Source organism: Myxococcus sp. MxC21-1 (assembly GCF_032612255.1).
Taxonomy (GTDB): Bacteria; Myxococcota; Myxococcia; order Myxococcales; family Myxococcaceae; genus Myxococcus; species Myxococcus virescens.
The window spans coordinates 5600685-5624609 of record NZ_CP123278.1; the positions used below are offsets into that span (position 1 = coordinate 5600685).

18 protein-coding genes, 2 tRNA genes and 2 pseudogenes are annotated in these 23925 nt (G+C 69.4%); 4 read left to right on the top strand and 18 right to left on the bottom strand.

The genetic code is table 11. From position 1 onward, the window contains the following. Positions 1–32: 32 nt before the first annotated feature. The 9 genes and pseudogenes from QEG98_RS24635 to QEG98_RS24675 form a co-directional block, all read right to left on the bottom strand. Positions 33–3819 (bottom strand): annotated as a pseudogene (locus tag QEG98_RS24635) (glycosyltransferase). Positions 3820–3860: 41 nt separating this feature from the next. Further along, positions 3861–5174, bottom strand: coding sequence for an ABC transporter ATP-binding protein (locus QEG98_RS24640; RefSeq protein WP_090494235.1), 1314 nt, complete (start codon positions 5172–5174; stop codon positions 3861–3863). 8 nt (positions 5175–5182) lie between these two features. Beyond that, positions 5183–5965 (bottom strand): ABC transporter permease, encoded by a 783-nt coding sequence (locus tag QEG98_RS24645; RefSeq protein ID WP_090494237.1) that lies wholly within the window; start codon positions 5963–5965, stop codon positions 5183–5185. A 201-nt stretch (positions 5966–6166) separates the two neighbouring features. Next, positions 6167–6241, bottom strand: a tRNA-Gly gene (locus QEG98_RS24650). 51 nt (positions 6242–6292) lie between these two features. Continuing rightward, positions 6293–6367, bottom strand: a tRNA-Gly gene (locus QEG98_RS24655). A gap of 81 nt (positions 6368–6448) precedes the next feature. After that, entirely contained in the window at positions 6449–7138 is a 690-nt protein-coding gene (pgsA, locus tag QEG98_RS24660; RefSeq protein ID WP_020477889.1) for a CDP-diacylglycerol--glycerol-3-phosphate 3-phosphatidyltransferase, read from the bottom strand. A 12-nt stretch (positions 7139–7150) separates the two neighbouring features. After that, on the bottom strand, positions 7151–7660 hold the full coding sequence (locus tag QEG98_RS24665; RefSeq protein ID WP_316563066.1) for an AIM24 family protein: 510 nt from the start codon (positions 7658–7660) through the stop codon (positions 7151–7153). Between the two features lie 17 nt (positions 7661–7677). Continuing rightward, a complete protein-coding gene (locus QEG98_RS24670) occupies positions 7678–8646 on the bottom strand; it encodes a tetratricopeptide repeat protein (protein ID WP_316563067.1) in 969 nt (322 codons plus the stop codon). Beyond that, positions 8603–9289, bottom strand: coding sequence for a lytic transglycosylase domain-containing protein (locus QEG98_RS24675; protein WP_090494241.1), 687 nt, complete (start codon positions 9287–9289; stop codon positions 8603–8605). Before QEG98_RS24675 ends, QEG98_RS24670 begins: the two co-directional genes overlap by 44 nt. An 87-nt stretch (positions 9290–9376) precedes the next feature. On the opposite strand from QEG98_RS24675, the gene nadB reads away from it, so the two are divergent. Genes nadB through QEG98_RS24690 form a run of 3 tightly spaced genes read left to right on the top strand, consistent with a single transcriptional unit; the run spans position 9377 to position 12306 of the window. Next, positions 9377–10966: an L-aspartate oxidase gene (gene nadB / locus QEG98_RS24680; RefSeq protein WP_090494243.1), complete on the top strand. Its 1590-nt coding sequence runs from the start codon at positions 9377–9379 to the stop codon at positions 10964–10966. Positions 10967–11024: 58 nt separating this feature from the next. Continuing rightward, positions 11025–11711 carry a rhomboid family intramembrane serine protease gene (locus tag QEG98_RS24685; RefSeq protein ID WP_316563068.1) on the top strand — a complete coding sequence of 229 codons (687 nt, stop codon included), beginning with the start codon at positions 11025–11027 and terminating at the stop codon, positions 11709–11711. Between the two features lies 1 nt (position 11712). Beyond that, positions 11713–12306: a TIGR00730 family Rossman fold protein gene (locus QEG98_RS24690; RefSeq protein WP_090494247.1), complete on the top strand. Its 594-nt coding sequence runs from the start codon at positions 11713–11715 to the stop codon at positions 12304–12306. A gap of 6 nt (positions 12307–12312) precedes the next feature. Here the strand turns inward: QEG98_RS24690 and QEG98_RS24695 are convergent, their stop codons facing one another. The 9 genes and pseudogenes from QEG98_RS24695 to QEG98_RS24735 all read right to left on the bottom strand — a co-directional run bounded on the left by QEG98_RS24695 (position 12313) and on the right by QEG98_RS24735 (position 21834). Beyond that, complete coding sequence (locus QEG98_RS24695; RefSeq protein ID WP_316563069.1) at positions 12313–12945, bottom strand: hypothetical protein; 633 nt, start codon at positions 12943–12945, stop codon at positions 12313–12315. Next, positions 12942–13508 carry an orotate phosphoribosyltransferase gene (gene pyrE / locus QEG98_RS24700; protein ID WP_163783725.1) on the bottom strand — a complete coding sequence of 189 codons (567 nt, stop codon included), beginning with the start codon at positions 13506–13508 and terminating at the stop codon, positions 12942–12944. Before pyrE ends, QEG98_RS24695 begins: the two co-directional genes overlap by 4 nt. 3 nt (positions 13509–13511) lie before the next feature. Continuing rightward, positions 13512–14621 carry a ParB/RepB/Spo0J family partition protein gene (locus tag QEG98_RS24705; RefSeq protein WP_316563070.1) on the bottom strand — a complete coding sequence of 370 codons (1110 nt, stop codon included), beginning with the start codon at positions 14619–14621 and terminating at the stop codon, positions 13512–13514. A 433-nt stretch (positions 14622–15054) separates the two neighbouring features. Further along, positions 15055–15777: a bactofilin BacP gene (bacP, locus tag QEG98_RS24710; RefSeq protein WP_090494252.1), complete on the bottom strand. Its 723-nt coding sequence runs from the start codon at positions 15775–15777 to the stop codon at positions 15055–15057. Positions 15778–15780: 3 nt separating this feature from the next. Further along, complete coding sequence (gene bacO, locus QEG98_RS24715; protein ID WP_011554629.1) at positions 15781–16161, bottom strand: bactofilin BacO; 381 nt, start codon at positions 16159–16161, stop codon at positions 15781–15783. Then, the gene (gene bacN, locus QEG98_RS24720) at positions 16158–16499 is read right to left on the bottom strand and encodes a bactofilin BacN (protein WP_002636699.1); all 342 of its coding nucleotides are present in this window, start codon (positions 16497–16499) and stop codon (positions 16158–16160) included. The genes bacO and bacN overlap by 4 nt, the downstream gene beginning before the upstream one ends. Positions 16500–16554: 55 nt before the next feature. Beyond that, positions 16555–17394 (bottom strand): alpha/beta hydrolase, encoded by an 840-nt coding sequence (locus QEG98_RS24725; protein WP_090494254.1) that lies wholly within the window; start codon positions 17392–17394, stop codon positions 16555–16557. Positions 17395–17406: 12 nt separating this feature from the next. Next, positions 17407–19280 (bottom strand): annotated as a pseudogene (locus QEG98_RS24730) (tetratricopeptide repeat protein). A 43-nt stretch (positions 19281–19323) separates the two neighbouring features. Continuing rightward, positions 19324–21834 carry an ATP-binding protein gene (locus QEG98_RS24735; protein WP_090494258.1) on the bottom strand — a complete coding sequence of 837 codons (2511 nt, stop codon included), beginning with the start codon at positions 21832–21834 and terminating at the stop codon, positions 19324–19326. A 486-nt stretch (positions 21835–22320) separates the two neighbouring features. On the opposite strand from QEG98_RS24735, the gene QEG98_RS24740 reads away from it, so the two are divergent. Further along, positions 22321–23922 (top strand): hypothetical protein, encoded by a 1602-nt coding sequence (locus QEG98_RS24740; protein ID WP_316563071.1) that lies wholly within the window; start codon positions 22321–22323, stop codon positions 23920–23922. Positions 23923–23925 lie beyond the last annotated feature (3 nt).

The window sequence follows — 23925 nt, forward strand, 5'->3', positions numbered from 1 at the left end:
GGGTCCGCGCGATTCCGCCGAAGCGACTGGCTTCACCCCACCTGCCTGGCAGGGTGCAGCTCGCTCTCCCCCGTCAGCAGGCCTGTCATGACTCGGTCAACCTCGGCCTCCCATGTCGTTCGACGGACCCGCTCCGCGGCATTCGCGCCGAGCCGCTGCCGGAGGGCGCCATCCGAAACGGCTTCTCGAAGCCGGGCCAGTACGCCACTCGGGGTCGGCTCGGCAAGCAGGCAGTTGTCGCCATGCGTCAGCAGCCATCGATTGGTGGGATTATCGTTCGTCACGACAGTGACACCGCAACCCATCATCTCCAGCGGCAAATAGGACGGGTGTCGGGTGAACATGAAACACAACCCGACATCACACTCGCGGTACAGCGCGGCCGTCCGTTCCGCGGGCAACATCCCCAGATTGGTGACAAGCCCCCGGACCCCATAGGCCTCCGGGTCCCACTCCGCTCCCGCGGCGAGCACCTCGACCGCCGGCCCCAGCTCCCGCTTGAGGCGGGCCAGGGCCGCAAGCCCCAGTTCGAAGCCGTTGCGCTCGTTGCCAGGCCGTCCATAGAAGAACACACGTACAGGCCCCTGACGTGGTGGACGGCGGGCGTGAAACAGCGTTCCATCCACCGCCGGCTCGAACCAGACACCGTCCATTCCATGCAGGTCCACGACGTGCTGGTAGAGGCCCGGCGTGTTGAAGATGCCGTAGAAGCCCAGGCCATACGTCTGCTCGGCCAGCGCGGAAGGTGTTCCCGCCGCGTGGAACAGCGGCTCGTAATCCTGAACGAAGTACCCGCGGACACCGGCACGAGGGTGATGCAGCACGCGGTATGCGGAGGTCCACGCCGTGGCCAGTGCCAGGTCACAAGCGGGCAACTCCGCCACGTCCTCCGGACGGCGCAGCACCCGCACCGCGCCCACCGCGCCTGGGCAGATGCTCGCCACGCGCGCTTCGATGTCCCCGGGCCGGACATTCGGCTGGTCGTAGATGACGAAGTCGCTGCGCACACCATGGCGGCGTTGCATCAGGTCCGCGAAGCGAAAGATGGTGTGGATCCCCGCATAGACGTGGCCGAACGCGGGCACGAACCACGTGGCGGTCTCCACCCTGCCCTTCGCGCGGAGCGCCACCAGGGCCCCCGGCGCCGACTCGCGCGCGGACCGTGCCTGCTCCGGCGTGAAGTCCCAGGCGTCCAGGTGCTCCACCAGATGACGCTGAGCCCGGGCGCGCTGCTCACCTCTCACGTCCTTCGCACTGGGCACGTCCCGCCCCAGGGTGCGCACCGCGAGCGAGTCCCCGTCCTCCAGGTGGCGGCGAAGGCCGCAGTCCGTGGCGGTCAGCGTGAGGTGCGGATTGTAGAAGGGGTCGCCTTTGGGTCCCAGCCAGGGCCGGTAGGCCGCATACGACAACCAATAGTCCGCCTCCGGAATGGCGTCCGCGCGCCGGCTGGCGGACTCGTGATGGATGAGCCGGGTCTGCGCCGTGCAAACGACGCGCAGCCCCTTCGCGTTCAGCCGCAGGCCCAACTCCACGTCACTGCCACACACCTGGAAGCGCTCATCGAAGCCCCCCAGCGACTCGAAGACCTCGCGGCGGAGGATGACGCACGCACTGGTGACGGACAGCCAGTTCCGGGTCCACTCCGTATGTCCAAAGGGTGTGGAGATGGGGCCATCTGGCAGCCGCCAGAAGGGGTGCCCCGCGAAGCCCGTCATCCCCACCACGACGCCCGCGTGCTGCACGGTGCCTTCGGGGAAGAGCAGCTTGCACCCCACCGCGCCCACCTCGGGCCGCTGAGCTTGCGACACGAGCTCGTCCAACCAGGCAGGGTCCACCACCTCCATGTCGTTGTTGAGGAAGAGCAGCAGCTCCCCGGTGGCCTGCTTCGCGGCCCAGTTGTTGATGGCGGGATAGTTGAAGGGGTGGTCCCACGTCAGCTTCACCAGCCGCGAGTCCACCCACTGCTCCAGCAGCGCGAACGTCTCCGGACGCGTGCTGTTGTTGGAGACGAGCAGCACCTCGAAGTGAGGATACCGGGTGTGAGCCAGCAGGCTGTCCACCAGTGTTCGCAGCAGGTCCGGACGGTCCTTGAAGGGAACGATGATGGAGACCTTCGGCGTGCCCCGCACCGGATAGCGTACCCGGTACTGCATGGGCGCCGGGCTCGTCACCTCGGCGACCTCGCCCTTGCGCTCCAGGTGCGCCATCAACGCCCGCACACCCGCCTTCGTGGCCTCGGCATTCCCTGGGGAAGGCGTCAACGCCGCACGCCCGTGGTACAGCGGCTCCGGGAGATGGCCGATGCGCGCAGAGGCATCACTCAGCCGCAGCACCAGGTCATGGCCCTGGGCGCCGTCGAACCCCTCGCGCAGGCCCCCCACCCGCTCGAGCGTTCCGCGACGGACCACGAGGAAGTGGCCCACATAGTTCACGGAGCGCAGCAGGTCGGGAGACCAGTCCGGCTTGAAGAAGGGCGACGCGCGGCGGCCGTCCGCATCCCGTTGGTCCTCGTCCGTGTAGAGGACGTCCAGTTCGGGCTGCTCCGCGAATGCCAGCGCGACCTCGGCCAGCGCGTGCGGCGCCAGCGTTGCATCCGGCTCCAGGAAGCCCACCAGGTCGCCACGCACCGCCGTGAGCCCTGCATTGGTAGCCCGGGCGATTCCACCAGAGGCCGAGGCGACAACGCGAATGCGCGGCTCCCGCGCCGCTGCCTCCCGAAGGAGGGGCGCGACATGAGGCGCCGTGCTGGCGTCATCCACCAGCACCCACTCCCAGTCGGCATACACCTGGGACTCCACTGAGCCCAGGCACTCGCGCAGGAAGGACTCAGGTGTGTCCTGGACACGGGTAACGAGCGACAGCCGGGGCCGCTCCACCAGCCGCGACACACCCTCACGCGCCGCAGCGATGCGCGCCGGTTCGCGCGACTCACACCAGGCGGGATAGTCCGTCAGCGCCGGAGGCTGCGGAGGCGCCGTCCGCGTGCCCAACAGGTTGGCGAGCGCGAGTACGGACTCGGAGTTGAAACGGGCCGGCGCCGCAGCACCTCGCCCCACAGCACGTGAGTCGCCTTCAGTGCCCCGGGCAGTGCGCGGCCGGCCTGCGGCTCCCGCAGCGCCTCGACCTCTGCCACCACGCGCCGCGCCTCGGCCTCCGCCGGCGCTTTCGGCCCCGCCGCCACACGGATAGCGTCCACCATGGCCGGTTCCACCGGGCCTGCCCTTCCAGTACGGCTTCCAACACCGGGCCCAGCGTGAGGAGATAGCCCCGCTTGGCGAAGCCCACCAGCGCGCCCGCCACGCGCCCGCGGTGCGAGCCAACTCCCCACCGGGTGGGCACCGCCAGCGGCTCCAATTGCGCCACGGCCCAGGACGTCACGTCATCACGTAGGCCCAGGGCCCGGTGCACCGTCAGGTACTCCAGCACCCGCACCAGCGCGCGGTTGAAGCGCCCCTGCGGGCGCAGCATTTCAATGTGGAAGGGCGCGAGCCCGTTGACGAAGGCACGTTTGGCGGTCGTCACCAACTTGCCGCCACGCGCCCGGTGCGAGGCGGGAACGGAGAACGCACCCGGGTCCGCCAGCCGCGCGGCCTCCTGGAGCGAGGAGAGGCCCTGCCCCCCTTCGGGGAGCGCGCGGTGGAGATGTTCCGTTGCCAGCCGCAAGGCGCCTTCCAGCGCGCTGCGCTCATCACACTGCTCGGGGAGGCACGGCTGGCGCTCCTCCAAGACCTTCCGGAGGGCAGCCACCATCTGCGCGAACTCCCCCGGACCAGGCGCCTCCGCGGGCCCCTGTGTCACTTCAGCCCACTTCTGCCACATGGATCACCTTTCCCCGTGGGTTCTGGCGCGCTCCCAGCGCTTCATCCCACCACCACGCGCTGGGGCGTGCCCGAAGCGCACGGGACACCCGGCTGAGCCTCCGACCCCGCCTCCACCAACCATCGGTGCGGAGGCCGGAACACGCCCTCGTCCTCGTCCTCGGAGACCACCTTGAACACACAACGCGCGGACGAATCCCCTTTCGAGGACCGGGCCGACACCACCAGCGAATACTCTCCGCCCAGGACGCCCAGTCGCTCAATCAGGAAGCGCAGCACGCCTTGAGACGGCATCCGCGTAAGCACCACTGACTCGCGGCGAGTGCTCGTCTCGTAGAGGGTTCGCCCGTCCGCGGCTTGGAGCCGGACCTCGAAGTCCACGTCCTCGCAGGCCTCATCCACCGCGAACGCCGCGCGTACTTCCACGCCCTGCTCAGGCGACAGGACCTCCAGGGGTGCGCCTTGCGCGTCCGTCAACTGAACGCTGCGGATGCGAACGGGGCCTTCCGAGGGAAGCGTCGCGGCCGGTACCTGTGGCAGCGCCCCGCCGCCCTCCGTGAGCGCCGGGGGCGTGAAGGCAGCGGACTGGGCCTCGGCCAGGGAGATGGCCTCGCGGTACTCGGCAGTGACCTCCGAGGGCTTGCCTACGCGGCGGACGTAGCCGCCATCAATCCACGCAGCCAGGTCGCACCAACGCTCCACGGTGCCCAGTTCGTGCGTCACCAGGACGATGGTCTTCCCCTGACGCTTGAAGTCCATCATCTTGGCGAGGCTCTTCTTGCTGAAGTGCTCGTCTCCGACGGCGAGGATTTCGTCGATGATGAGGATGTCCGGGTCCACGTGCGTGGCCACCGCGAACGCCAGGCGCATGTACATGCCACTGGAGTAGGTGCGCACCGGCTCGTCGATGAACTCGCCCAGCTCACTGAAGGCGATGATTTCATCCATCCGGGCCCGGACCTCGGCGCGCGTCATGCCCAGGATGATGCCGTTGATGAGGATGTTCTCCCGTCCGGAGAAGTCCGGATGGAAACCAGCGCCCAGGTCCAGCAAGGCGGAGATGCGACCGTTGATCTGCAGGTCGCCGGAGGTGGGCGTGTAGATGCCGGTGATGAGCTTGAGCAGCGTGCTCTTCCCCGAGCCGTTCCGCCCGATGATGCCCACCGTCTTGCCCTTGGGAATGGCGAGGTTGATGCCGCGCAGCGCGGTGATGAGGCTCGCATCACGCGCCTGGCGCTTGCCGCGCAACCAGCGAAGCAGCTCGGATTTGAAGGTCGTGTACTCGCCCCGGATGGTCCGCTTCCGGAAGCTCTTCACGACATCCTTCAGGATGATGGCGTCCATGGATTCAGGCATGCCGACGCTCAGATGGACTCCGCGAACTCTTCGCGGCGGGATTCGAAGATGGACGAGGCGCCCCACAGCAGCACCACGGAGACCGCCCCCAGGGCCAGCAGCGGTCCGGAATCCGGAAGCCGGTGTTCATAGAAGATGGCCTGGTACGACGCCATGAAGCTGACCATGGGATTGAGTGCCATCATCAGCGTGCGGACGTTCTCATCTTGAATCGTGGAGAACGGATACAACACGGGCGTGGCGAAGAACCAAAGCGTCAGCAGGTTGCTGACGATGTGCTGCAGGTCCCGAAACGTCACGTTGATGGCGGCCAGGATGTACGCCAGCGCCAGCGTGAAGATGAGCTGGATGAGCACCACCACCGGGAACATGACGACATGCCAGGTCGGCCACTGCCCGTAAGCCATGCCCAGCCCCAGCATCAGCGGCAGCGAGAGGACGAAGTTGCAGAGGTTGGTCACCACCACCGTGGTGGGCAGCACCTGAGCGGGGAAGCGGACCTTCGTCAGCAGATCTCGCCGGTCGCTGATGGCGCTCGCACCGCTGGCCAGCGAGGTGGAAAACCAGATCCACGGCAACAGCCCCGTGAACATGAAGAACGGGAAGTTGGGGATGTTCTGCCGCATCACCACGGTGAACAGCAGCACGTACACCAGCATGTGGAGCGTCGGATTCAGGAACGTCCACAGGAAGCCGAGGAACGAGCCGCGATAACGCGCCTTCAGTTCCCGCTGGACGAGGCTGATGAGCAAGCCCCGGTACTGATACAGTTCACGGACGAGCCGAATCATGAGGGGGCCTTCTATAGCAGGGCCGCTTGCTGTTGCGAGGACGCCCGGCGCCCCGGCCCCACTCTGCTGACGCCCTCGGACGGCTGCTCATTTGGAGAGCAAGCCATCAACCGAGCGAATGTCCGGCCCTGGCTCCAGCACCTGAGCCACCAGGATACCGGAAAAACAAAAGGCCCCCTGGCTTCCCAGAGGGCCTCAATTTGGAGCGGGAAAAGGGATTTGAACCCTCGACCCTCGCCTTGGCAAGGCGATGCTCTACCGCTGAGCTATTCCCGCGTCAGACCCTGCAAAATAAAAGGCCCTCTGGGTTTCCAGAGGGCCCGATTTTGGAGCGGGAAAAGGGATTTGAACCCTCGACCCTCGCCTTGGCAAGGCGATGCTCTACCGCTGAGCTATTCCCGCATCAGGTGCCGCGCTTCCGTCACCGCCGTGTGACCGCCGGGCCGGAAGTGAGGTGGGGTATACAGAGCCCTTCCGGACCCGTCAAACACTTTTCGCGGGGTCAGGCTCCCCCCCACGCTTCGCCAACATGGCCAGGAATGCCCGGAAGTAGACCACCGCGCTCCACACCGAGAAGGCACCGGACAGGTAGACGAGCACCTGGCCCACCAGGTTGTAGTCCACCGGCACGGAGAAGGTGCCGAACTCCAGTGGATGCACGTAGTGGACGCAGAGCGAGATGATGCCCACCAGTTGGAGGGACGTCTTCCACTTCCCCTCCTGGCCCGCGGCGATGACCATGCCCTCGCTGGCGGCGATGGTGCGCAGTCCGCTGACGATGAGCTCCCGCGCCAGCAGGACGATGACGACCCACGCGGCGATGCGCCCCAGCCGCACCATCATCACCAGGGCCGCCATGGCGATGAGCTTGTCGGCCAGCGGGTCCATGAACTTGCCGACCACGGTGATGAGGTTCCACTTCCGCGCGAGGTAGCCGTCCACCACGTCGGTGATGGCGGCCACCGCGAAGACGAGCCCCGCCAGCAGCGAGTTGAGGGGGTCCGCGTCGTAGGTCAGCCACACGAAGAGCGGAATGATGAGGATGCGCCCCAACGTGAGCATGTTGGGCAGGTTCCAGAACTCCTGTACCAACACGCTGGGCTTGCGCGCCGCGCGCTTCCGGGCGCGCTCCTCTCGCTTCCGCTGTTTCCGCGCCGCTCGGTCCGTGGCCATGGCAGGGCCCTTCTAGCGGACACCGAGGGCGATGAGGGCAAAACCTTCACCGCCCAGCTCCACCGCCGCCCGCAGCGGCTCCCCAGAGGGGGACTTGAGCACGGGCACCATGCGCGGCGTGAGGTTCCCCTGCCAGCCCACCAGGTGCGTCAGCGGCACCGTCACCGGCTGCTCCTGGCGCACCGCCACCGCACGCAGCGGCCCCGGGAGACTCAAGAGCACCTGGCCCTGCCCTCGCAGGTGCACCAGGTCCAGGTCCGGCGCGATATCCGACGGAACCCGTCCGTTCTCGAACATGACCGGCTCCTCGAAGGCGAACACGCACTCGTCGCGGAAGTACGCGGAGTCCTCGCCCAGGTCCACCGCCAGGAAAGTACGGGTCGCGGCCGGCTCCAGGTAGAGCACGCCCTGCCCCCGGGCACGCACCATCCGCGCCGCCCCTTCCCCGAACGACTTGTCCGTGGCCCGGCCCCGGAACCGCTTCATCTCCGGCTGGAAGGAGAGCTGCCCCGCCAGCGCCACCAGGCCATCCAGGCGCGTCAGGAGCTCCCCTCCACCGTCACGGTGTAGCAGCCCGGCCCCGCGCCGAAGGGCCGCGACGCCTCCGCGCCGGGAAGGACGACCGAGCCGGCGAGCTCGGCCAGCGACGACCGCCCGCCGTCCCGAGCAGGTGAGGACTCCGGCGGCGGAGACGTGGGCGCCAGCGACGTCGCGGGCATCTTGCGCAGTTGCAACCGCGTCAGGGGCACGGGCGCCGGCGGCACGCTCGTGGCCACCGTCTCGGAGGTCCCATCGAAGGCCGACTCGGGAGGCGCCTCCCGCGCCACGCCACCTTCAGCCGCGGCTTCCGTCGCCTCGGACGCCGAGGCGTCGGACAGGGCACTGGGGCCCTCGTCCTCGGCGAAGCGAATCTCCTCTTCTTCCTCCGGCTCGGCGGCGGGCGGCGGCGGCTCGGCGACACGGGGCTCCACCGGCGCGCTGCGGGGCGGCGGCGGGGCGGCGGCGGCCGGCTTCGCGTAGCTCTCCCCCGCGATGGCGCGAGACATCTTCTCCGCCATGACGTCACTGCCGGCAAGCAGGAAGTGCTCGCGGGCGCGGCCGTACTCGCCCATCTGCGCCAGGGTGAGGCCCAGGTAGTTCTGGGCCTTCTGGTGCTCGGGGGCCAGGTCGGTGGCCGTCTCGAACTCGCGCGCCGCGCGCTGGAGCGCGGACGTCTTCAGGTACACCAGGCCCAGGTTGACCCGCAGTGTCGGGTCCACCGGGTTGTCGCGCACCAGCATCTCGTACAGCTCGGCCGCCCTGTCGTACAGGCCGAGCTTGAAGTAGCAGAGGCCCAGCAGGTTCTGCGCCTTCTCCATGCGGGGCTGGAGCTGGTGGGCACGCTCCAGGAACGGCTGAGCCTCGTGGACCCTGCCTGCGGCCAACAGCTCGCCACCGCGGGAGAGCTGCTGGAGGAACTCATCATCAGCGGGGCTCGTCTCCCCCCGCCCCTTCGCGCGCGTCGTCATTCTGGGATGTGGGCTCGCTGGGGCCGCTCGAGACGGCCGCCTCGCGCTCCTTATAGTGGTAGTAGAGCTTGAGCACCTTGCGCACGTACCCCTGCGTCTCTTCGTAGGGGGGCACCTTGCCACCGTAGCGCTTCACCGCTTCGGGGCCGGCGTTGTACGCGGCAACCATCTTCACCATGTCGCCGTCGAACATGTTGGCGAGCACGCGCAGGTAGCGCACGCCGCCCTCGATGTTGTCGCGCTCGTTGAAGATGTCCTTCACGTACATGTCCGTCGCCGTGGCCGGCATGAGCTGCATCAGCCCGCTGGCGCCCTTGTGGCTGAGCGCGTTGGGGTTGAAGTTGCTCTCGGTGTGCATGATGGCGCGCACGAGCGCCGGCGGGATGCGGTAGCGCAGCGCCGCGGCGGTGATGTGCGGATCCAACTCCGGCGGGGTCCGCTTGCGGCCCACCACCGGCGTGTTCTTCGCGGGGGCCTTGGTGAACGTGCCCTTCAGCACCTTGGCCCGCTTGCTGCCCGTGGGCTGCACGTTCGTATAGATGATGGTGCCGTCCTTCTCGACGTATCGGTAGATGGCATCCGCCCCCGCCGACAAGGGCAGGGCCAGCACGGCGACGGAGAGGAACGCGGAATAGGCACGCATATCGGCCCACGAACCTTAGACATCCGCGGGAAAGTCCTCAAGAAAACGCCTTGTTTCCAGCACTTACAGTCGTTAAGGCTGCTCACCATGCCCCATCGGTTCGATTTCCTCGTCCTGGGAGGCGGCGTGGCGGGTCTTTCGTTCGCCCTCCAGGCGGCCCGCCATGGCACGGTGGCCATCCTCACCAAGCGTGACCGGTTCGAAAGCAACACGGCCTATGCCCAGGGCGGCATCGCCAGTGTGCTCGCGCCCCCGGACACCTTCGAGGCCCACATCGAGGACACGCTGGTGGCGGGTGCGGGGCTGTGCCACCGCGACGCGGTGGAAGTCACGGTGAAGGAAGGCCCCAGCCGCGTGCAGGAGCTGGCGGACCTGGGCGCGGAGTTCAACCGCCGCATCACCGGCGAATTCGACCTCACCCGTGAGGGGGGCCACTCCGCGCGCCGCATCATCCATTCGGGCGACATCACCGGCCGCGAGGTGCAGCGCGCGCTGCTCGCCGCGTGCGACGAAGTCCCCAACATCACCTTCTTCCCGCAGACGGCCGCCATCGACCTCATCCAGGACCGGCGCGTCCCCTCCCCTGGGGTCAGCCGGTGTCTGGGGGTCTACGCCCTGCTGGAGGACGGCGTCATCGAGCGCTTCCTGGCCAAGGTGACGGTGCTGGCCACCGGCGGCGCTGGCAAGGTGTACCTGTACACGTCCAACCCGGACGTGGCGACCGGTGACGGCGTGGCCATGGCGTACCGGGCGGGCGCGAAGGTGGCGAACATGGAGTTCTACCAGTTCCACCCCACGTGCCTCTACCACCCGGAGGCCAAGAGCTTCCTCATCAGCGAGGCGCTGCGCGGCGAGGGCGGCAAGCTGAAGCTCAAGAGCGGCGCGTCCTTCATGGAGCGCTACCACCCCATGGGCGCGCTCGCGCCGCGTGACGTGGTGGCGCGTGCCATCGACGCGGAGATGAAGCGCACGGGCGACGACTGCGTCTACCTGGACATGACGCACCTGGGACGCGCCTTCCTCGCTGAGCGCTTCCCCAACATCTACGCCACCTGCAAGGCGTTCAACATCGACATGGCGGTGCAGCCCATCCCCGTCGTCCCGGCGGCCCACTACATGTGCGGCGGCGTGGTGACGGACCTGGAGGGACGCACCAACGTGCCCAGCCTGTACGCCATCGGTGAAGTCACCTGCACGGGCCTGCACGGCGCCAACCGGCTCGCGTCCAACTCGCTGCTGGAAGGGCTCGTCTTCGGCCACCGCGCCGTGCAGGTGGCCGCCGAAGAAGTGCGCTCCCAGCCCACGCCCTCCGAGGACCCGCCGCCCTGGGATTCGGGCAGCGCGGTGGAGTCGGACGAGAGCGTCGTCGTCACCCACAACTGGGACGAGATTCGCAGGCTCATGTGGAACTACGTCGGCATTGTCCGCACGGACAAGCGGCTGATGCGCGCGCGGCGCCGGCTGGAGCTGCTGCGCGAGGAGATTCGCGACTACTATTGGCGCTTCAAGGTGACTCGCGACGTCATCGAGCTGCGGAACATCGCCGATGTCGCCTACCTCATCGTCGACTGCGCCAGCCGCCGCAAGGAGAGCCGCGGCCTCCACTACACGCTGGACTACCCGCACCCGGACGACCACCGCTGGCTGCGAGACACCGTCGTGTCCAGGGAGCCGTGAGCCCGAATGTCCTCCCGTCCACGACGCATTCTCGATGCACCCTCCTCCGCCTCGGGCGGTGAAGCCACCGGCGCGCAGCCCCTGGCCCGCCGGTGCCAGGCCCACCGCAGCCGCGCCCTGGGTGTGCTACGCGCTCATCGCCTGCGCGGTGTCGCTCTTCCTGGCCGAGCAGGTCCTGCCCATCTCCCAGGTGGTCCGGAGCGAGCACGGGCGGATGCAGATTCCGCCCCTGGGCCTGTACGGCCCCTTCGTGCAGGCGGGCCAGTACTGGCGGCTGCTGGGCGCGGTGCTGGAGCACGGCAGTCCCCTCCACCTCCTCTTCAACATGTCGGTGGTGGTGACGCTCGGCTTCACGCTGGAGCGAGGCATCGGCAGCCTGCGCTTCTTCGGCCTGTCGCTGGTGACGGCGCTGGGGGCCTCCACCTTCTCGCTCATCTTCGACTTCGACGTGCCCACGGTGGGCGCGTCCGGAATGATTCTCGGCTGGGCGGGGGCCATGCTGCCCGTCGCGACACGCGAGGGCCGCCGGGACTTGTTCATCTGGCTGGCGCAGGTGGCAGTCCTCAGCCTGCTCCCCTTCGTGAGCTGGGCGGGGCATCTGGGCGGCTTCCTCTTCGGCCTGCCTTGTGGCTTGGCCCTGCGCATGGGGCGGCAGGTCTACGCGCGCGCCCTGCCCATCCTTCTTTTTCTCTCCGTGGTGGTGGCGCTCTACGCAGCCCACCCCGAGCGGCGTGGAGGCTTTTGACATGGAAGTGCGAAGTGTCTGTGTGTTCTGCGGCTCCCGGCCCGGCGCGCGTCCGGAGTACATGGACGCCGCCACACGCATGGGCGCCGAGTTGGCGCGGCGAGGACTGACGCTCGTCTACGGCGGCGCCAGCGTGGGGCTCATGGGCGCGGTGGCGGACGCCGCGCTGGCCGCGGGTGGTAACGTCGTCGGCGTGCTGCCTGGCTTCCTTGGCGCCAAGGAACTGGCCCACCGGGGCCTCACGGAGCTGCACTCCGTCGGCTCCATGCACGAGCGCAAGGCGCTGATGGCGGAGCGCGCGGATGCCTTCATCGCCCTGCCCGGAGGCTTTGGAACGCTCGATGAGCTCTTCGAAATCGTGACCTGGGCCCAGCTCGGCCTGCACCGCAAGCCCATGGGCCTGCTGGACACGCGCGGCTTCTTCCAGCCATTGCTGGCCATGGCGCGGCACCACGCGGAGGAAGGCTTCGTCCCTATGGAGCAGGCCGTGCCCTTCGCCGTGAGCGCGTCTCCCACGGCCCTGGTGGACCGGCTGCTGGCGGGCCCGACGATGCCGCCCGCCGAGAAGTGGCTGAAGCGCACCAGCCAGACGTGAGCCGCGCTACTGCGCGCGCACCTGCATGTCCGCCTTGCCCAACGACGAGGCCATGCGGAACGTCACCGTCTCCGTGCCGGGCGGAATGACGGGGCTCCCGTCGGACATCTGCGTGGGGAACTGAATCTCCCACCCCACCCAGAAAATCGACGTGTACGGGTAGTACGCCCGCGTCTGCATGTTCACCCGGCCCAGCCGGCGAATGCGCGAGGGCGTCACCTCGCCAGCGGGCGTCACCAGCGCCAGGCGCCAGATGGAGTGCTTGGAGTCGAAGTCGGCGTAGACGAAGTCGTTGAAGTGCACGCCCAGGAAGAACTCGTGGGCCTGCGCGGCCTTCGCCTGCTCCTCGGCGAGCATCTGCTCCACCTTCACCGTGGGCAGCTGCTGGAAGGCGGCCTGGCGATGCACGCGCGCCTCGCGAAAGGACAGCGTCTGCAACGTCACGCCCGCGAACACGCGCGTGTCGAAGCCGTCGTAGATTTCCTTCTGTCCCGTGTAGCGCGCGAGAATCTTCCGGTAGGAATGCTCCGCGTGTTCATCCGGCAGCGACGGCGGCGGATCACTGATGGCGGTGGGCGGCGTGGTGACACAGCCCGAGAGCAGCCCCAGCAGCGCCGCGGTGATGAACGGACGCCTCACGGAATGAAGTCCTTGCGGGTGAAGAGCGTGTGCAGCCGGTGCCCCGAGGCCTCCACGGCTTCACGTCCACCCTCCAACCGGTCCACCAGCGCGAAGGCGCCCAGCACCTTCAGGCCCTCCAGTTGGGCCCGCTCGATGGCCTTCAGCGTGGAGGCTCCCGTCGTGACGACGTCCTCCACGATGGCCACCGCCGCGCCCTGCCCCAGCCCGCTCAGGCCTTCAATCCACTGGCCCGTGCCGTGCCCCTTGGGCTCCTTGCGCACGATGAAGGCCGCCAGCGGCGTGCCGGACAGATAGCCGGTGAGGCTCACCGCGGACGCCAGCGGGTCGGCACCCAGCGTCAGCCCGCCCACGCCCACGGCCTCCGGGGCCTCGCGCCGGATGGCCTCCAGGAACAGCCGGCCAATGAGAAAGTGGCCCTCGGCCAGCAGCGCCGTGCGCTTGCAGTCGATGTAGAAGTCCGACTCCTTGCCGGACGAGAGCACCACGCGGCGCTGCTCGAAGGAGCGCTCGGTGAGCAGCTCCAACAGCCGGGCACGGTCACGCACGAGCGGTTCCACCATGGCTTACAGCCCCTCCAGATAGGTGACCAGCTCGGACGAGTAGCGGAGCTGCATCAGGAGCTCCGCCTTGCGCGATTCGTCCAGCGCGGCGAACACGTCCGCCAGCAGCGAGAGGTCCTGATTGATGGCCCCGAGCCGCTGCGCCACTTCCTGCGCCAGCTCGTCGGCGTCAATCTCCTCTTCGACGCCCTCCGGCGCCAGCGTGTCCTCGGTGGCGAGCGCCTTCTCCAGCATGTCGCGAACGGCCGCGCTCAAGCGCCCCTGCGCCTCGAGCTCGTCGCGCTTCGCCTCCAGGACTTCCGGGCCCACCGGCGTGGCGTGAATCGCCTCCGCCAGCGACATCACCAGCGCGTCCTCGTCCGAGAGCCGCAGGTGGATCCGCGCCTGCACGGCGTCCCGCTTGAGGAAGCGCAGCGCCGCGACCCGCCGGAAGCCACAGACGAGTTGGTAGCGGTCTTCCCCCGCCGGGCGGACGTCCACCGGGAACAACTGCCCCAGCCGCGCGATGTCCGTGGCCAGCCCCGACACGTCGCCTTCCGGGCGCAGCTTGAACGCGCTTTCGTCCTGCAACTTCTCCAGCGGCAGGAGCACCGTCGTCACCCGGCCCGAAAGCCGCTGCTCGGGTTCGGGGAGGACGTCCTCCCGTGACTCCTCGTCAGAGTCGCTGGCTTTGTCCCCGTCGGCCTCCCCCGTCCAGAACGCGCCTTGGGGGCGCTCGTCCAGCCCGGGCGTGACATGGGCCTCGCCATCGGAGGGGGCCTGCTCGGCGCGTGTCTCCGCGTTGGCGACGGACCCGCCTCCTGATTCGCTTCCGTCCTGCCCGTGGGACTCACTCACGGCCTGGTGCTCGCCCTGCGCATGAGACGCATCCTTGGCAGGTGGCTCCGCCTGACCATGGGACGAGGTGCCCTCGGCCTGCAGTCCACCTTCCTGCGAACCTGCCTGGTCCTTCGAACCTTCGCTCCCGGAGGCGTCCGCGGAGCCCGGCGCTTCCCCGCCCGCGTTGTGCGGTCGTGCGCCCTCGCCCTGGGTGTCGCCACTGGCGACGGGAGGCTCACCACCCTGCCCCTGCGCGGAGCTGGCGTTCTGGGGCTCGCTCTGTTCCGAAGGCATGTTCTCGGCGCGATGCGCAGCGCCCTGTTCCGAAGGCGTGTCCTCGGCGCAATGCGCAGCGCCCTGCTCGGAAGACGTGCCCTCTGCGCGCTGCGCAACGCCCTGCTGCTCGGAAGGCGTGGCCTCGGCTCGCTGCTCCGAACCTTCGGCGGGGGGGCGTGCCCTCTGCGCGGTGCTCACCACCGGACTCCGGTGACGCGTCCTCGCGCTTGTGCTCGCCCTGCGGCTCCGAGGAGCCCCCGAAGCGTGCGGCTCGGCGCTCACGGCACCGCCCTGGCTGCCGTCCTGCCCGGACGGCGCCTGCGAGCCACCTTCGGGCCCAGCACCCGCCGTCCCATCCTGTCCATCAACCCTGTGCTCGGCGTCCATGGTGGCACCCCTGATAAGCCCACGCGCCCGCACCGCCAACGACTGGCGGCGCGGGCCGTGCGCGCTAGCGGGTCTTCTTCTTCACCACGACCTTCTTCTTCGCGCCAGCACCCACCAGGACTGGCGTTGGCGGCTCGGCAGAGCCCGCCTGCTCAGCCTGCGGCTCCGCCCGCTCCACGCGGGTCGGCGGAGGCGGCGGCAGCGGCTTGCTTCCCAGGCCACCCAACCCCGGACGGGTGATGGGCGCCGAGGGGCGCGTCACCGCGGGAGGCGCCGAGGGGCGCGCGGGCGGTGGAGGAGGCGTGGGCCGCGACGGCGGCGGCGGAGGCATGGGCCGTGCGGCCGGAATCGTCGGACGCGCGGGCGTCGCCGTGGGACGGGTCACCGCCGTGGGGCGGACCACCGCGGGGCGCTCGGCCGGCAGACGTCCCGGCTCCACGTCACCCATGTCCACGCGGCCACGGAAGCTGGCCCCGTCGACGATGATGACGCGCGGGGCGCGGATGTCACCCACCATGCGGCCTTCGCGGGTGAGCTCCACGCTCTCGGTGGCGTTGATGTTGCCCACCACCACGCCGCTGACGATGGCGTTCTTCACCGCCACGTTGGCCTTCACCACGCCCGAGGGCTCCACGATGAGGGTGCGGCTGAGCGTCAGCTCACCCTCGACGCGCCCTCGGACCGTGAGGTCCTCGTCGCCCGTCAACCGGCCGCTGATGAGGATGGAAGGCCCCACCACGGTGTTGTCGACGTTGCTGCTCGCTGAGAGCTCCTTCGCGGTGGCCACGAATCAGCGCTCCTTCATGTCCATGTCGACGTTGCCCTTGAAGGAGGCACCGTCGGCGATGAGGATTCGAGGCGCCTTGATATCTCCCACCACGCGGCAGTCCGTCTTCAGCTCCACCTTGTCGCTGGCGACGATGTTGCCCGTGACGCGGCCGGCGATCTCCACGTTCTGCGTCTCGATGTCGGCCTCGACGACGCCGCTGCCCTCCACGTAGAGGCTTTCCTTGAGGGAAATCTTCCCCTTCACGGTGCCCTGGATGACCAGGTCCTCGTCGCCGGAGATCTCCCCGTCGATGACGATGCTCGAGCCAATGACCGTATTCGCCATGAGTGTTGTCCGCCTCTCGAAAGGTGTGTGCCGTGCCGTGCGCGGCGTGAAGCTCAAATGTCGTCAGGAAGCCGTACGTCCATCTCGATGGAGCCGTTGAACACAGCCCCGTCCTCGATGACGACGCGAGGTGCCTTGATGTCGCCGGCCACCTTGGCCGAGGCGTTGATGGCCACGCGCGACGAGGCGTCGATGTTGCCGCTGGCCTCGCCGTTGATGGTCAACTCCTCGGCGCGGATGTCCGCCTGCACCTTGCCGGTGCTCTCGATGGTGAGGTGGTTCTTCAGGGCAATCTGCCCCTCCACACGTCCCTCGATCACCAGGTCCCCACCTCCCGTGAGGTTGCCCTTGATGACGATGCCCTTGCCGATGATGCCCGTTTCACCCGTTGCCATGCGGTGACCTCACCCAGCGCCAGCTCCTCCCTAGGAGCCGGGCGACCTGATTATGTCAGAGATGCGCGGAGATCCAGCCGGAGATATCCCGGAATACCTCCGCACGGCCCACCTCGTTGAGCGGCTCATGCCGCATTCCGGGGTACTCCTTGAACTTCTTGTCCGGCGACCCCGCCCGCTCGAAGTACTCCCGCGCCGCCGCCGGAGCAGCCACCCCATCCTCCGCGCCACACAGGACGAACAGCGGCACTTGAATCTTCGGCGCCAGCAGCACGGCCTCGCCCTGCGCCCGGGTGGATTCGACGAACCACCGGGGCGTGGCGATGGCCTGGTGGAGCGGGTCCTCCCGGGTGGCCCGCTGCACGTCGGTGTCATGGGTGAGGTCCTCCACCTTCAGCCCGGAGGAGATGCTCAGCCATGGCACCAGCTTGCCCACCGCGCGCGCGGCCATCAGCTTCGAGGCCGGAGGAGTGATGGCCAGCTTGAGGTACGGCGCCGACAGCACCAGCCCCGTCAACCCCTCCACCTGCCGGCTGGAAGCCCACGTCGCCGACATCAGGCCACCGTGGCTGTGCGCCAACACGAAGGCCTTCTTGCCCTCCGACACCGCGCGCACCCGCGCCCAGAAGACCTCCAGGTCCTCCAGGTAGTCCGGCCACTTCTCGCAGTAGGCCCGGCGCCCGTCGGCCTTGCCATGGCCCCGGTAGTCGAAGCCGTGGACCGCGAAGCCGTCCGCCAGCAGCGCGTCCGTCACGAAGCCATAGCGCCCGAAGTGGTCACCATACCCATGCACCACCGCGACATGCGCGCGGGGCTCGGCGTCTGGAAGGATGGACTTCCAGTACAGTCGTGTCCCGTCCCTGCCGGGAAAGAAGCCCTCGTCGCTACGCGCCATAGGCCCACCAACTTAGCGGTCTGGCGCACGCGTGGGTAGCGCATTGAGCTTGCGCTCCAACGCGGCGCGCTGGCTGGGAGGCTCGGCGGACTCGGGGTCCAGCGTCAGCACTTCCAGGGCGCGCCGCCAGACGGCCGCGGCGTCGTCCGTCCTCGCCACCCGCTGATAGGCGTCTCCCAGGTGTTCGAGGATGACGGGCTCGTCCGGAGCCAGCATGGAGGCCCGCTCCAGCGCGTCCACGGCCCGGGCGTAGTCCCCTCTGCGGAAGTACACCCAGCCCAGTGAGTCCAGGTAGGCCCCGGTGTCCGGCCGTAGCTCCAGAGCCCGCCGCACGCGCCGCTCGGCCTCGTCCAGGTTCTGCCCCGCCTGCGCCAGCAGGTATCCCAGGAAGTTCAACGCGGCGGCGTGGTCCGGTGACACAGCCAGCACCGCCCGCATGCGGGCCAGCGCGCCCGTCACGTCGCCCTGCCGCTCATGCGCCGCGCCCAGCACGTACAGCAAGTCTTCGTCCCGGGGGAAGCGGGCCACCGCCTCGCGAAGCAGTGTCAGTGCTTCGCGCCCCCGGCCCTGCCGGTGGAGTGTGGCGGCCAGGGCGTCATACAGCGCCGCGGAGGGACCGGCGGACAGGCCCTCGCGAAGGAGCAGCTCCGCGCGGTTCGGCGTGCCGCCGCGCTCCAGGGCCCGGGCGAACTGCATCCGGACTTCCACGTCCTCTGGCGACTCCTGCATCGCGGCCCGGAAGAGCGTGAGGGCCCGGGAGTGCTCGCCCAGGAGCGACAGGCTGCGGGCTCGGCGCAGGCGCGCGTCAGCGTAGACATCCGCCTCAGCGGGCACCCCAGCGAAGGCTTCCGCCGCGTCGGCGAAGCGGCGCATCCGCTCATGGACGAGCCCCGCGTAGTAGGCCAGCCGAGGGTCCGCATGGTCCCCCGGCGCGCCGCCTCCAGCACCTCCGCGGCCGCCCTGGGCTCGCGCGCGGCGAGGTAGCTGAAGGCCACCCGTACCGGCATCTCCGGCTCGGAGGAGAGGGACAACAGCCGGTCGAAGTACGCCCGCGCCCGGACGGCGGAGCCCGCCTTCAGCGCCGCGCGGCCGGCGCCCAGCAGCACCTCGCGGCTGTCCGGGTCCCGCTCCAGCGCCCGAGCCAGGGACTCCTCCGCCTGCACGGGCCGGCCGGTGTCTTCGTACAGCTGCGCCAGCGCCGTCAGCACCTCCACGTCACCCGGGGCTCGGGTGGCGGCCTCGACCAGCAGGCGCTCGGCGCGCGCCGTGTCGCCCCGCTCCGCCAGCGCCAACCCCAGGCGCTGGTACCCCGAGGCCTCCCCCGGCAGCGCCAGCGCCAGCGCGTCCACCACCTTCACCGCTTCGTCCGGGGCCCCCATCTCCAGGTGGAGCTGGGTCAGGACGAGATACGCCTCCGGTTCGCGAGGCTTGAGGGTCACCGCGCGCCGCAGGTGCAGGCGGGCCCGGGCGAACCGCTTCGACTCCGTGAGAACGCGGCCCAGGAGCACGTGCGCGGGGTAGTAGGCGGGGGCGCGCAGCACGGCCCGGCGCAGCTCGCGCTCCGCGCGCGTCAAATCGCCCAGACGGGCGTACTCCTCCCCCAGCCGGGTGAGCAGCAGCGGGTTTCCATCATCCGTGGCCAGGGCCAGCCGCAGCGCGTCCACCGCGCCCCGGTGGTCCCCGGCATGGTGCTTCAGCCGGGACTGGAGATAGTTCGTGTAGCTGGCGGAGGAGGCGTAGCGGCCTTCGTCCGTGGAGCCCGCGTCGATGGCCTCCCGCATGGCCTCCGGGTCCACGCGCGGCCGCCGTGACGGGGCGGCCGCGGACACACCCGGCGCCACGAGGACGGCCAGCAGGGCGGACACGAGGAGGCGAGAGGGGCGCACGCGAGCATGAGTCTAGCGTGAGCCCGTCCCGCGCGCAGTCGCCTCAGCTCTCTTCAGGGGCCGGCGCGCCCAGCTTCTCCAGCAGCTTCTCGACCGAGTCGCTGTCCTGGCTCACATCCGCCACCGCCGACCGGTACTCCGTGTCCGTCGCCTTCTCCACATCCGGCAACATGCGGCTGATGACGGCGCGCGCCGCCTCCGCCTGGCACTCCGGCAGGACGACGGCGAACACACCTCCGCCCAGGTGGGAGATGGCATCCGGGTGGCGCACCCGCTTGCGCATGACATCGGCGATGCTGGACGGCACCGGATCCACCGGCCGGTCGGGCCGGAGCACGGCGAGGCTGAGCGCGCGGTGGTAACGCCGGCTGCGCGCCACCTCCTGCTCCAGCCGCAGCAGCAGCCCGCGCCGGTCGTGCAGGCCCGTGGCGGGGTCGCTGCCGGTGCGCCGCTGCAAGGCGCTGGACTTCTCCTTCTCCTGCTGCTCGCGCTCACCCTGGCGCAGCTTGAGGGCGCGCTCGGTGCGGTTGAGGAGCTCCACCGCGTTGAACGGCTTGCTCATGTAGTCCACCGCGCCCAGGTTCAGCGAGCGGACCTTCTCCGCCACGCCCTGGTGGGCGGACAGCAGGATGACGGGGATGCGCGCGGTGTCCGTCGAGGACTTGAGCGCCATGGCTGCGTCCAGGCCGTCCAGCTTGGGCAGGAACACGTCCATGACCACCAGGTCCGGCCGCTGGGCCTTCGCCCGGGCCAGGCCCTCCGCGCCGTCGCGCGCCACCTCCACGCGGTACTTGGAGCGCAGCACCTCCGACAGCACCGCGGCGATCTCCGGCTCGTCCTCCACCACCAGCACGCGCGGCTGCTCCTGCGGCGTGGACGCGGCGGCGGGCGGCGGGCGCGGGTTGCGCGGCGCTTCCTGCGCCAGCGGCAGCGTGAAGACGAAGATGCAGCCGGTGTCCGGAGGGCTCTCCGCCCAGATTTCACCGCCGTGCAGCTCCACGAACTCCTTGCAGATGGCCAGCCCCAGGCCGGTCCCGCCTTTGCCGCCGTGGCGGTAGCGGTCGAAGACGAGGTGCAGCTCGTCCGGCGGAATGCCCACGCCGTCGTCCTGCACGCACACCTTGGCGGCGTCTCCGTCGGGACGCCCCAGCCGCTGGGTGCTCACCACCACCTCGCCGTCCTGGCGCGCGTGGTGGATGGCGTTGGTGATGAGGTTCTGCAGCACCTCGTGCAGCTTCACCTCGTCACCAATGAGCATCAGGCTGTCGGGACAGTCGGCGCGCAGCGACACGCCCCGGTCCGCGGCGAGAATCTCCAACTCGTTGACGGCGTCGCGGCAGAGCTGTGCCACGTCCAGGACGCGGGGCTCGATGGACAGCCGCGCCGCCTCGCCCTTGCCCTTCTCCAGCAGCGACTCCACCAGGCCGAGGATCTTCTTGCCCTGGCGAATCATCGCCTCGGAGGACTGGCGCTGCTGCGGCTCCAGCGGCCCTTCCTGCAACAGCCGGCCGTGCCCCAGGAGCACCTGGAGCGGCGCGCGCAGGTCGTGGCTGCACACCGCGATGATTTCGTCCTTGAGCCGGTTGAGCTCCTTCAGCCGGCGGTTGGCCTCGTTCAGCTCCTGGTAGCGCTGGACGTAGGCTTCCTCCAGGTCCTCGCGCTTCTTCTTCACCGCCGTGTGCAGGCGCGCGTTGCGGATGGAGTTGGCCAGCACGCCGGCCACTGCCTGGGCGAACTCCTGCTCGTCCCGGCCGAACGACGCGTCAGCGCGCGATACCCGTAGGAACAACGCCCCCAGCAGGTCGCCCTGACAGATGAGGGGCTGCACCAGGATGGACTTCACGCCCAGCGGCAGGATGTTGGTGCGGACCTCCGCCATCAGCGGGTCGCGCTGTGCCTCCTCGATGACCACCGATTCCCGCGTCTCCAGCGCGCGGCGCAGCTCCGGGTAGCGCATCACCTCGATGTCCAACTGGACGAGGCTCGGGTCTTCCTGCGTGGCCACCACCTTCGCGGTGCGGGCATGGCTGCCCTCCACCAGCACCACGGAGCAACGGTCCGTCCCGGTGACACGGCCCACCTTGTCCACGGCGATGCGGAGTATCTCCTCCAACTCGAGCGAACTGGTGGCCGCCTGGGTGATTTCCAGCAGCATCCCCATGCGCAGGCGGATCCGCTCTTCCCGGTCACGCAGCCGGCCTGCGCGCAGGGCGGCCTCCAGACGGGGCACCACCTCGTCGGCGCTGCGGATCCAATCGTCCACGGCCAGCCGCTTGAAAGCTTCCGCCGAGCGCGCGCGGCCCAGGTCCACCAGCACCGGCAGGCGCTGGAGCCGGTCCACCTTGCGCAGCGACTCCAGCATCTCCGCGGCCCGCTTCGCCGTCACCGCCAGCAGGACGACCTCTGGCTGCAATGTGTCCGCGACCTGGGCCAGGCCGCTCTCCTTCTCCGCCGACGCACACTGGTAGCCGCTCGACGTGAGCCGCTCCATGAGCGCATCGCCCGCCTCCTTGGCGGCCACCACCAGCACGCGTCCCCGCTGATCAGCCTGCATCTCGACTCTCACGGTGAACCCCAGCCCCGGCGACATTGCGCCGGGTAGAGAGGCTGCAAAAACCCGCTGCGTGCGAAAGAGTTCATGGTTCGGATCCCGATCATGCCGCTGAACACGCCCTGGAGCCAGAACGGCGGGCATGGGTGGGAGGATGTGGCCACGTCGGTCCCCGCCGCCCCCAAGCCCTCCGGGAGTCGAGCGTACACGATGGACGTCACTTCCCAATCACCCGCGGACCGCGCACGGCCGCCCGCCCTGCCTACCGCCCATCAGGCGCCAGTGGGGCTGCACATGCAACTTCCTGGCGCATCCCTGGCGCTGTGACGCCGCCCACCGCACAGGGTCCCAACGGCGCTGGCGGAACTACCACAGCCCGCGGACGTTGGGGGACGTTCCGTACCCAGGTGGGAGAGAGAATCGGTTCGGGCCTCCCCGACAAACGGGCCTGGATGCCTGGGACGCCGCGTACCGGCTAGAGTCGCCGCCATGGCCCACCCCTCCCTGACGCGGCGCGCGCGGCGCTCCGCACTCATCGTCGCCGGCAGCCTGGCTGCCGGCTGTGGCGGCAGTGAACCGCCCCCTCCCACGCCGGATCCTCCCCAGGTCGCCCTGACGGTGCCCGCGAGCATCATCTCCGACGACAAGCTCCAGGTCATCGTCACGGTGTCCGGCTGCGAGGGCGGCTCGACGCTCAACGTCAATGACCGGGAGACCCTGCTCCGGACCTTCCCGCACAGCGGCGGCACCATGACGCTGACGCTGGAGCGCAACGACATTCCCTACGCCACGGCGGGCCTGGCCGCGAACCTGTCGTTGAACGCGGTGGCCACGTGCTCCGACGGGCGTACGAATCGCTCGCAGCCCGCCCCTGTCTCCTACTTCCCGGTGCAGCGCCGCATCGTGGAGCCGCAGAACGCCGGACAGGTCGTCACCGACCACTTCGTCATCGACGGCACCAGCGCCAATCCCACCTTCTTGGGCTGCGGCGTCCCGCCGACGGAGATTTCCACGCTGTACCGCGTGAACCTCAGCGGCAAGGTGACGGGCACTGTCGGGATGCCCATCGCCTGCACCCCCGAGACGGTCATCACCGAGCGCAACCCCATCAGCGGCAAGCGCTGGGTGTGGACCCCGAACGTGGGCGCCTTCGCCGTGGACGCCGAGCTGCGCATCACCGCGCGCACGACGACGGACATCGGCCCCACGCAGCTCACCGTGCTGCCGGGCGGTGACGCCATCATCGTCAACCGCATCGACGAGGTGCGCCGGCTCTCCCACAACCCCAACGGCACGTCGGAGAGCGTGGCCGAGGTCAAGTGGCTCTACGCGCCCACGACGCTGGAGAGCGTCATCGCTCCGCCCCTGGTTCGCGCGGACGGGATGATTCTCATCGCCTCACTGGGCACGGGCCCGGATGCTTCGCGCACGGACGTCACCGTCACCGAGCTGTACGCGGGCGAGACGGGTGAGCAGGGCGCGGGCGGAACGGCCCGGGCCGCGTACAAGCTGCGGACCTTCGCGCGCAACGAGCGCCTGCCCCTGGGCGCCTTCAACGACACGGGCAACACGCTCTTCCTGGGCCTCCAGCTCGGCTCGGAGCAGTCGCAGGTCATCGCCTGCGCCGCGAACCAGGACGAGTGCGAGGGCGCTCGGCTCCAGTGGACCAGCCCCGCGCTCCCGGTGCCGCTGGCGCACATCGTCTATCACCCGGGTGCCTCGCGCCTCGTCGCGGTGGGCAAGCAGCGCGTGTGGTTCCTGGACGCGTCGGGGCAGATTCGCAACCGGGACAACCGCTCCATCGACGCGAATGGCGCGCTGAACGTGCTCCAGGTGCTCCGCCGGCCGGGGTCGCCGGAGCTCTTCCTGCTCAACGCGCCGGCCCGCGGACTGGATGGCGCGCCGACGCTGCCCAACGAAATCGTTGCCGTGGACCAGACGTCCGGCGGCGAGGCCCGCGAGCTGTTCCGCCACCAGGTGGTCGACAGCCTGGGCGGAGCAATCGACCCTGAAGGCCGGCTGTGGGTCCGCACGGGCTTCGACGTGGTGCAGACGCTGCCTCTGTCCGACTACCGCCGCTACCGGCCGTAGCGC

What these genes read in the sequence shown, in the direction of transcription:
- QEG98_RS24640 (WP_090494235.1), bottom strand. Translation starts at nt 5,174, where the DNA reads ATGCCTGAATCCATGGACGCCATCATCCTGAAGGATGTCGTGAAGAGC.
- QEG98_RS24645 (WP_090494237.1), bottom strand. Translation starts at nt 5,965, where the DNA reads ATGATTCGGCTCGTCCGTGAACTGTATCAGTACCGGGGCTTGCTCATC.
- pgsA (WP_020477889.1), bottom strand. Translation starts at nt 7,138, where the DNA reads ATGGCCACGGACCGAGCGGCGCGGAAACAGCGGAAGCGAGAGGAGCGC.
- QEG98_RS24670 (WP_316563067.1), bottom strand. Translation starts at nt 8,646, where the DNA reads ATGACGACGCGCGCGAAGGGGCGGGGGGAGACGAGCCCCGCTGATGAT.
- QEG98_RS24675 (WP_090494241.1), bottom strand. Translation starts at nt 9,289, where the DNA reads ATGCGTGCCTATTCCGCGTTCCTCTCCGTCGCCGTGCTGGCCCTGCCC.
- nadB (WP_090494243.1), top strand. Translation starts at nt 9,377, where the DNA reads ATGCCCCATCGGTTCGATTTCCTCGTCCTGGGAGGCGGCGTGGCGGGT.
- QEG98_RS24690 (WP_090494247.1), top strand. Translation starts at nt 11,713, where the DNA reads ATGGAAGTGCGAAGTGTCTGTGTGTTCTGCGGCTCCCGGCCCGGCGCG.
- pyrE (WP_163783725.1), bottom strand. Translation starts at nt 13,508, where the DNA reads ATGGTGGAACCGCTCGTGCGTGACCGTGCCCGGCTGTTGGAGCTGCTC.
- QEG98_RS24705 (WP_316563070.1), bottom strand. Translation starts at nt 14,621, where the DNA reads ATGCCTTCGGAACAGAGCGAGCCCCAGAACGCCAGCTCCGCGCAGGGG.
- bacN (WP_002636699.1), bottom strand. Translation starts at nt 16,499, where the DNA reads ATGGCAACGGGTGAAACGGGCATCATCGGCAAGGGCATCGTCATCAAG.
- QEG98_RS24725 (WP_090494254.1), bottom strand. Translation starts at nt 17,394, where the DNA reads ATGGCGCGTAGCGACGAGGGCTTCTTTCCCGGCAGGGACGGGACACGA.
- QEG98_RS24735 (WP_090494258.1), bottom strand. Translation starts at nt 21,834, where the DNA reads ATGCAGGCTGATCAGCGGGGACGCGTGCTGGTGGTGGCCGCCAAGGAG.
- QEG98_RS24740 (WP_316563071.1), top strand. Translation starts at nt 22,321, where the DNA reads ATGGCCCACCCCTCCCTGACGCGGCGCGCGCGGCGCTCCGCACTCATC.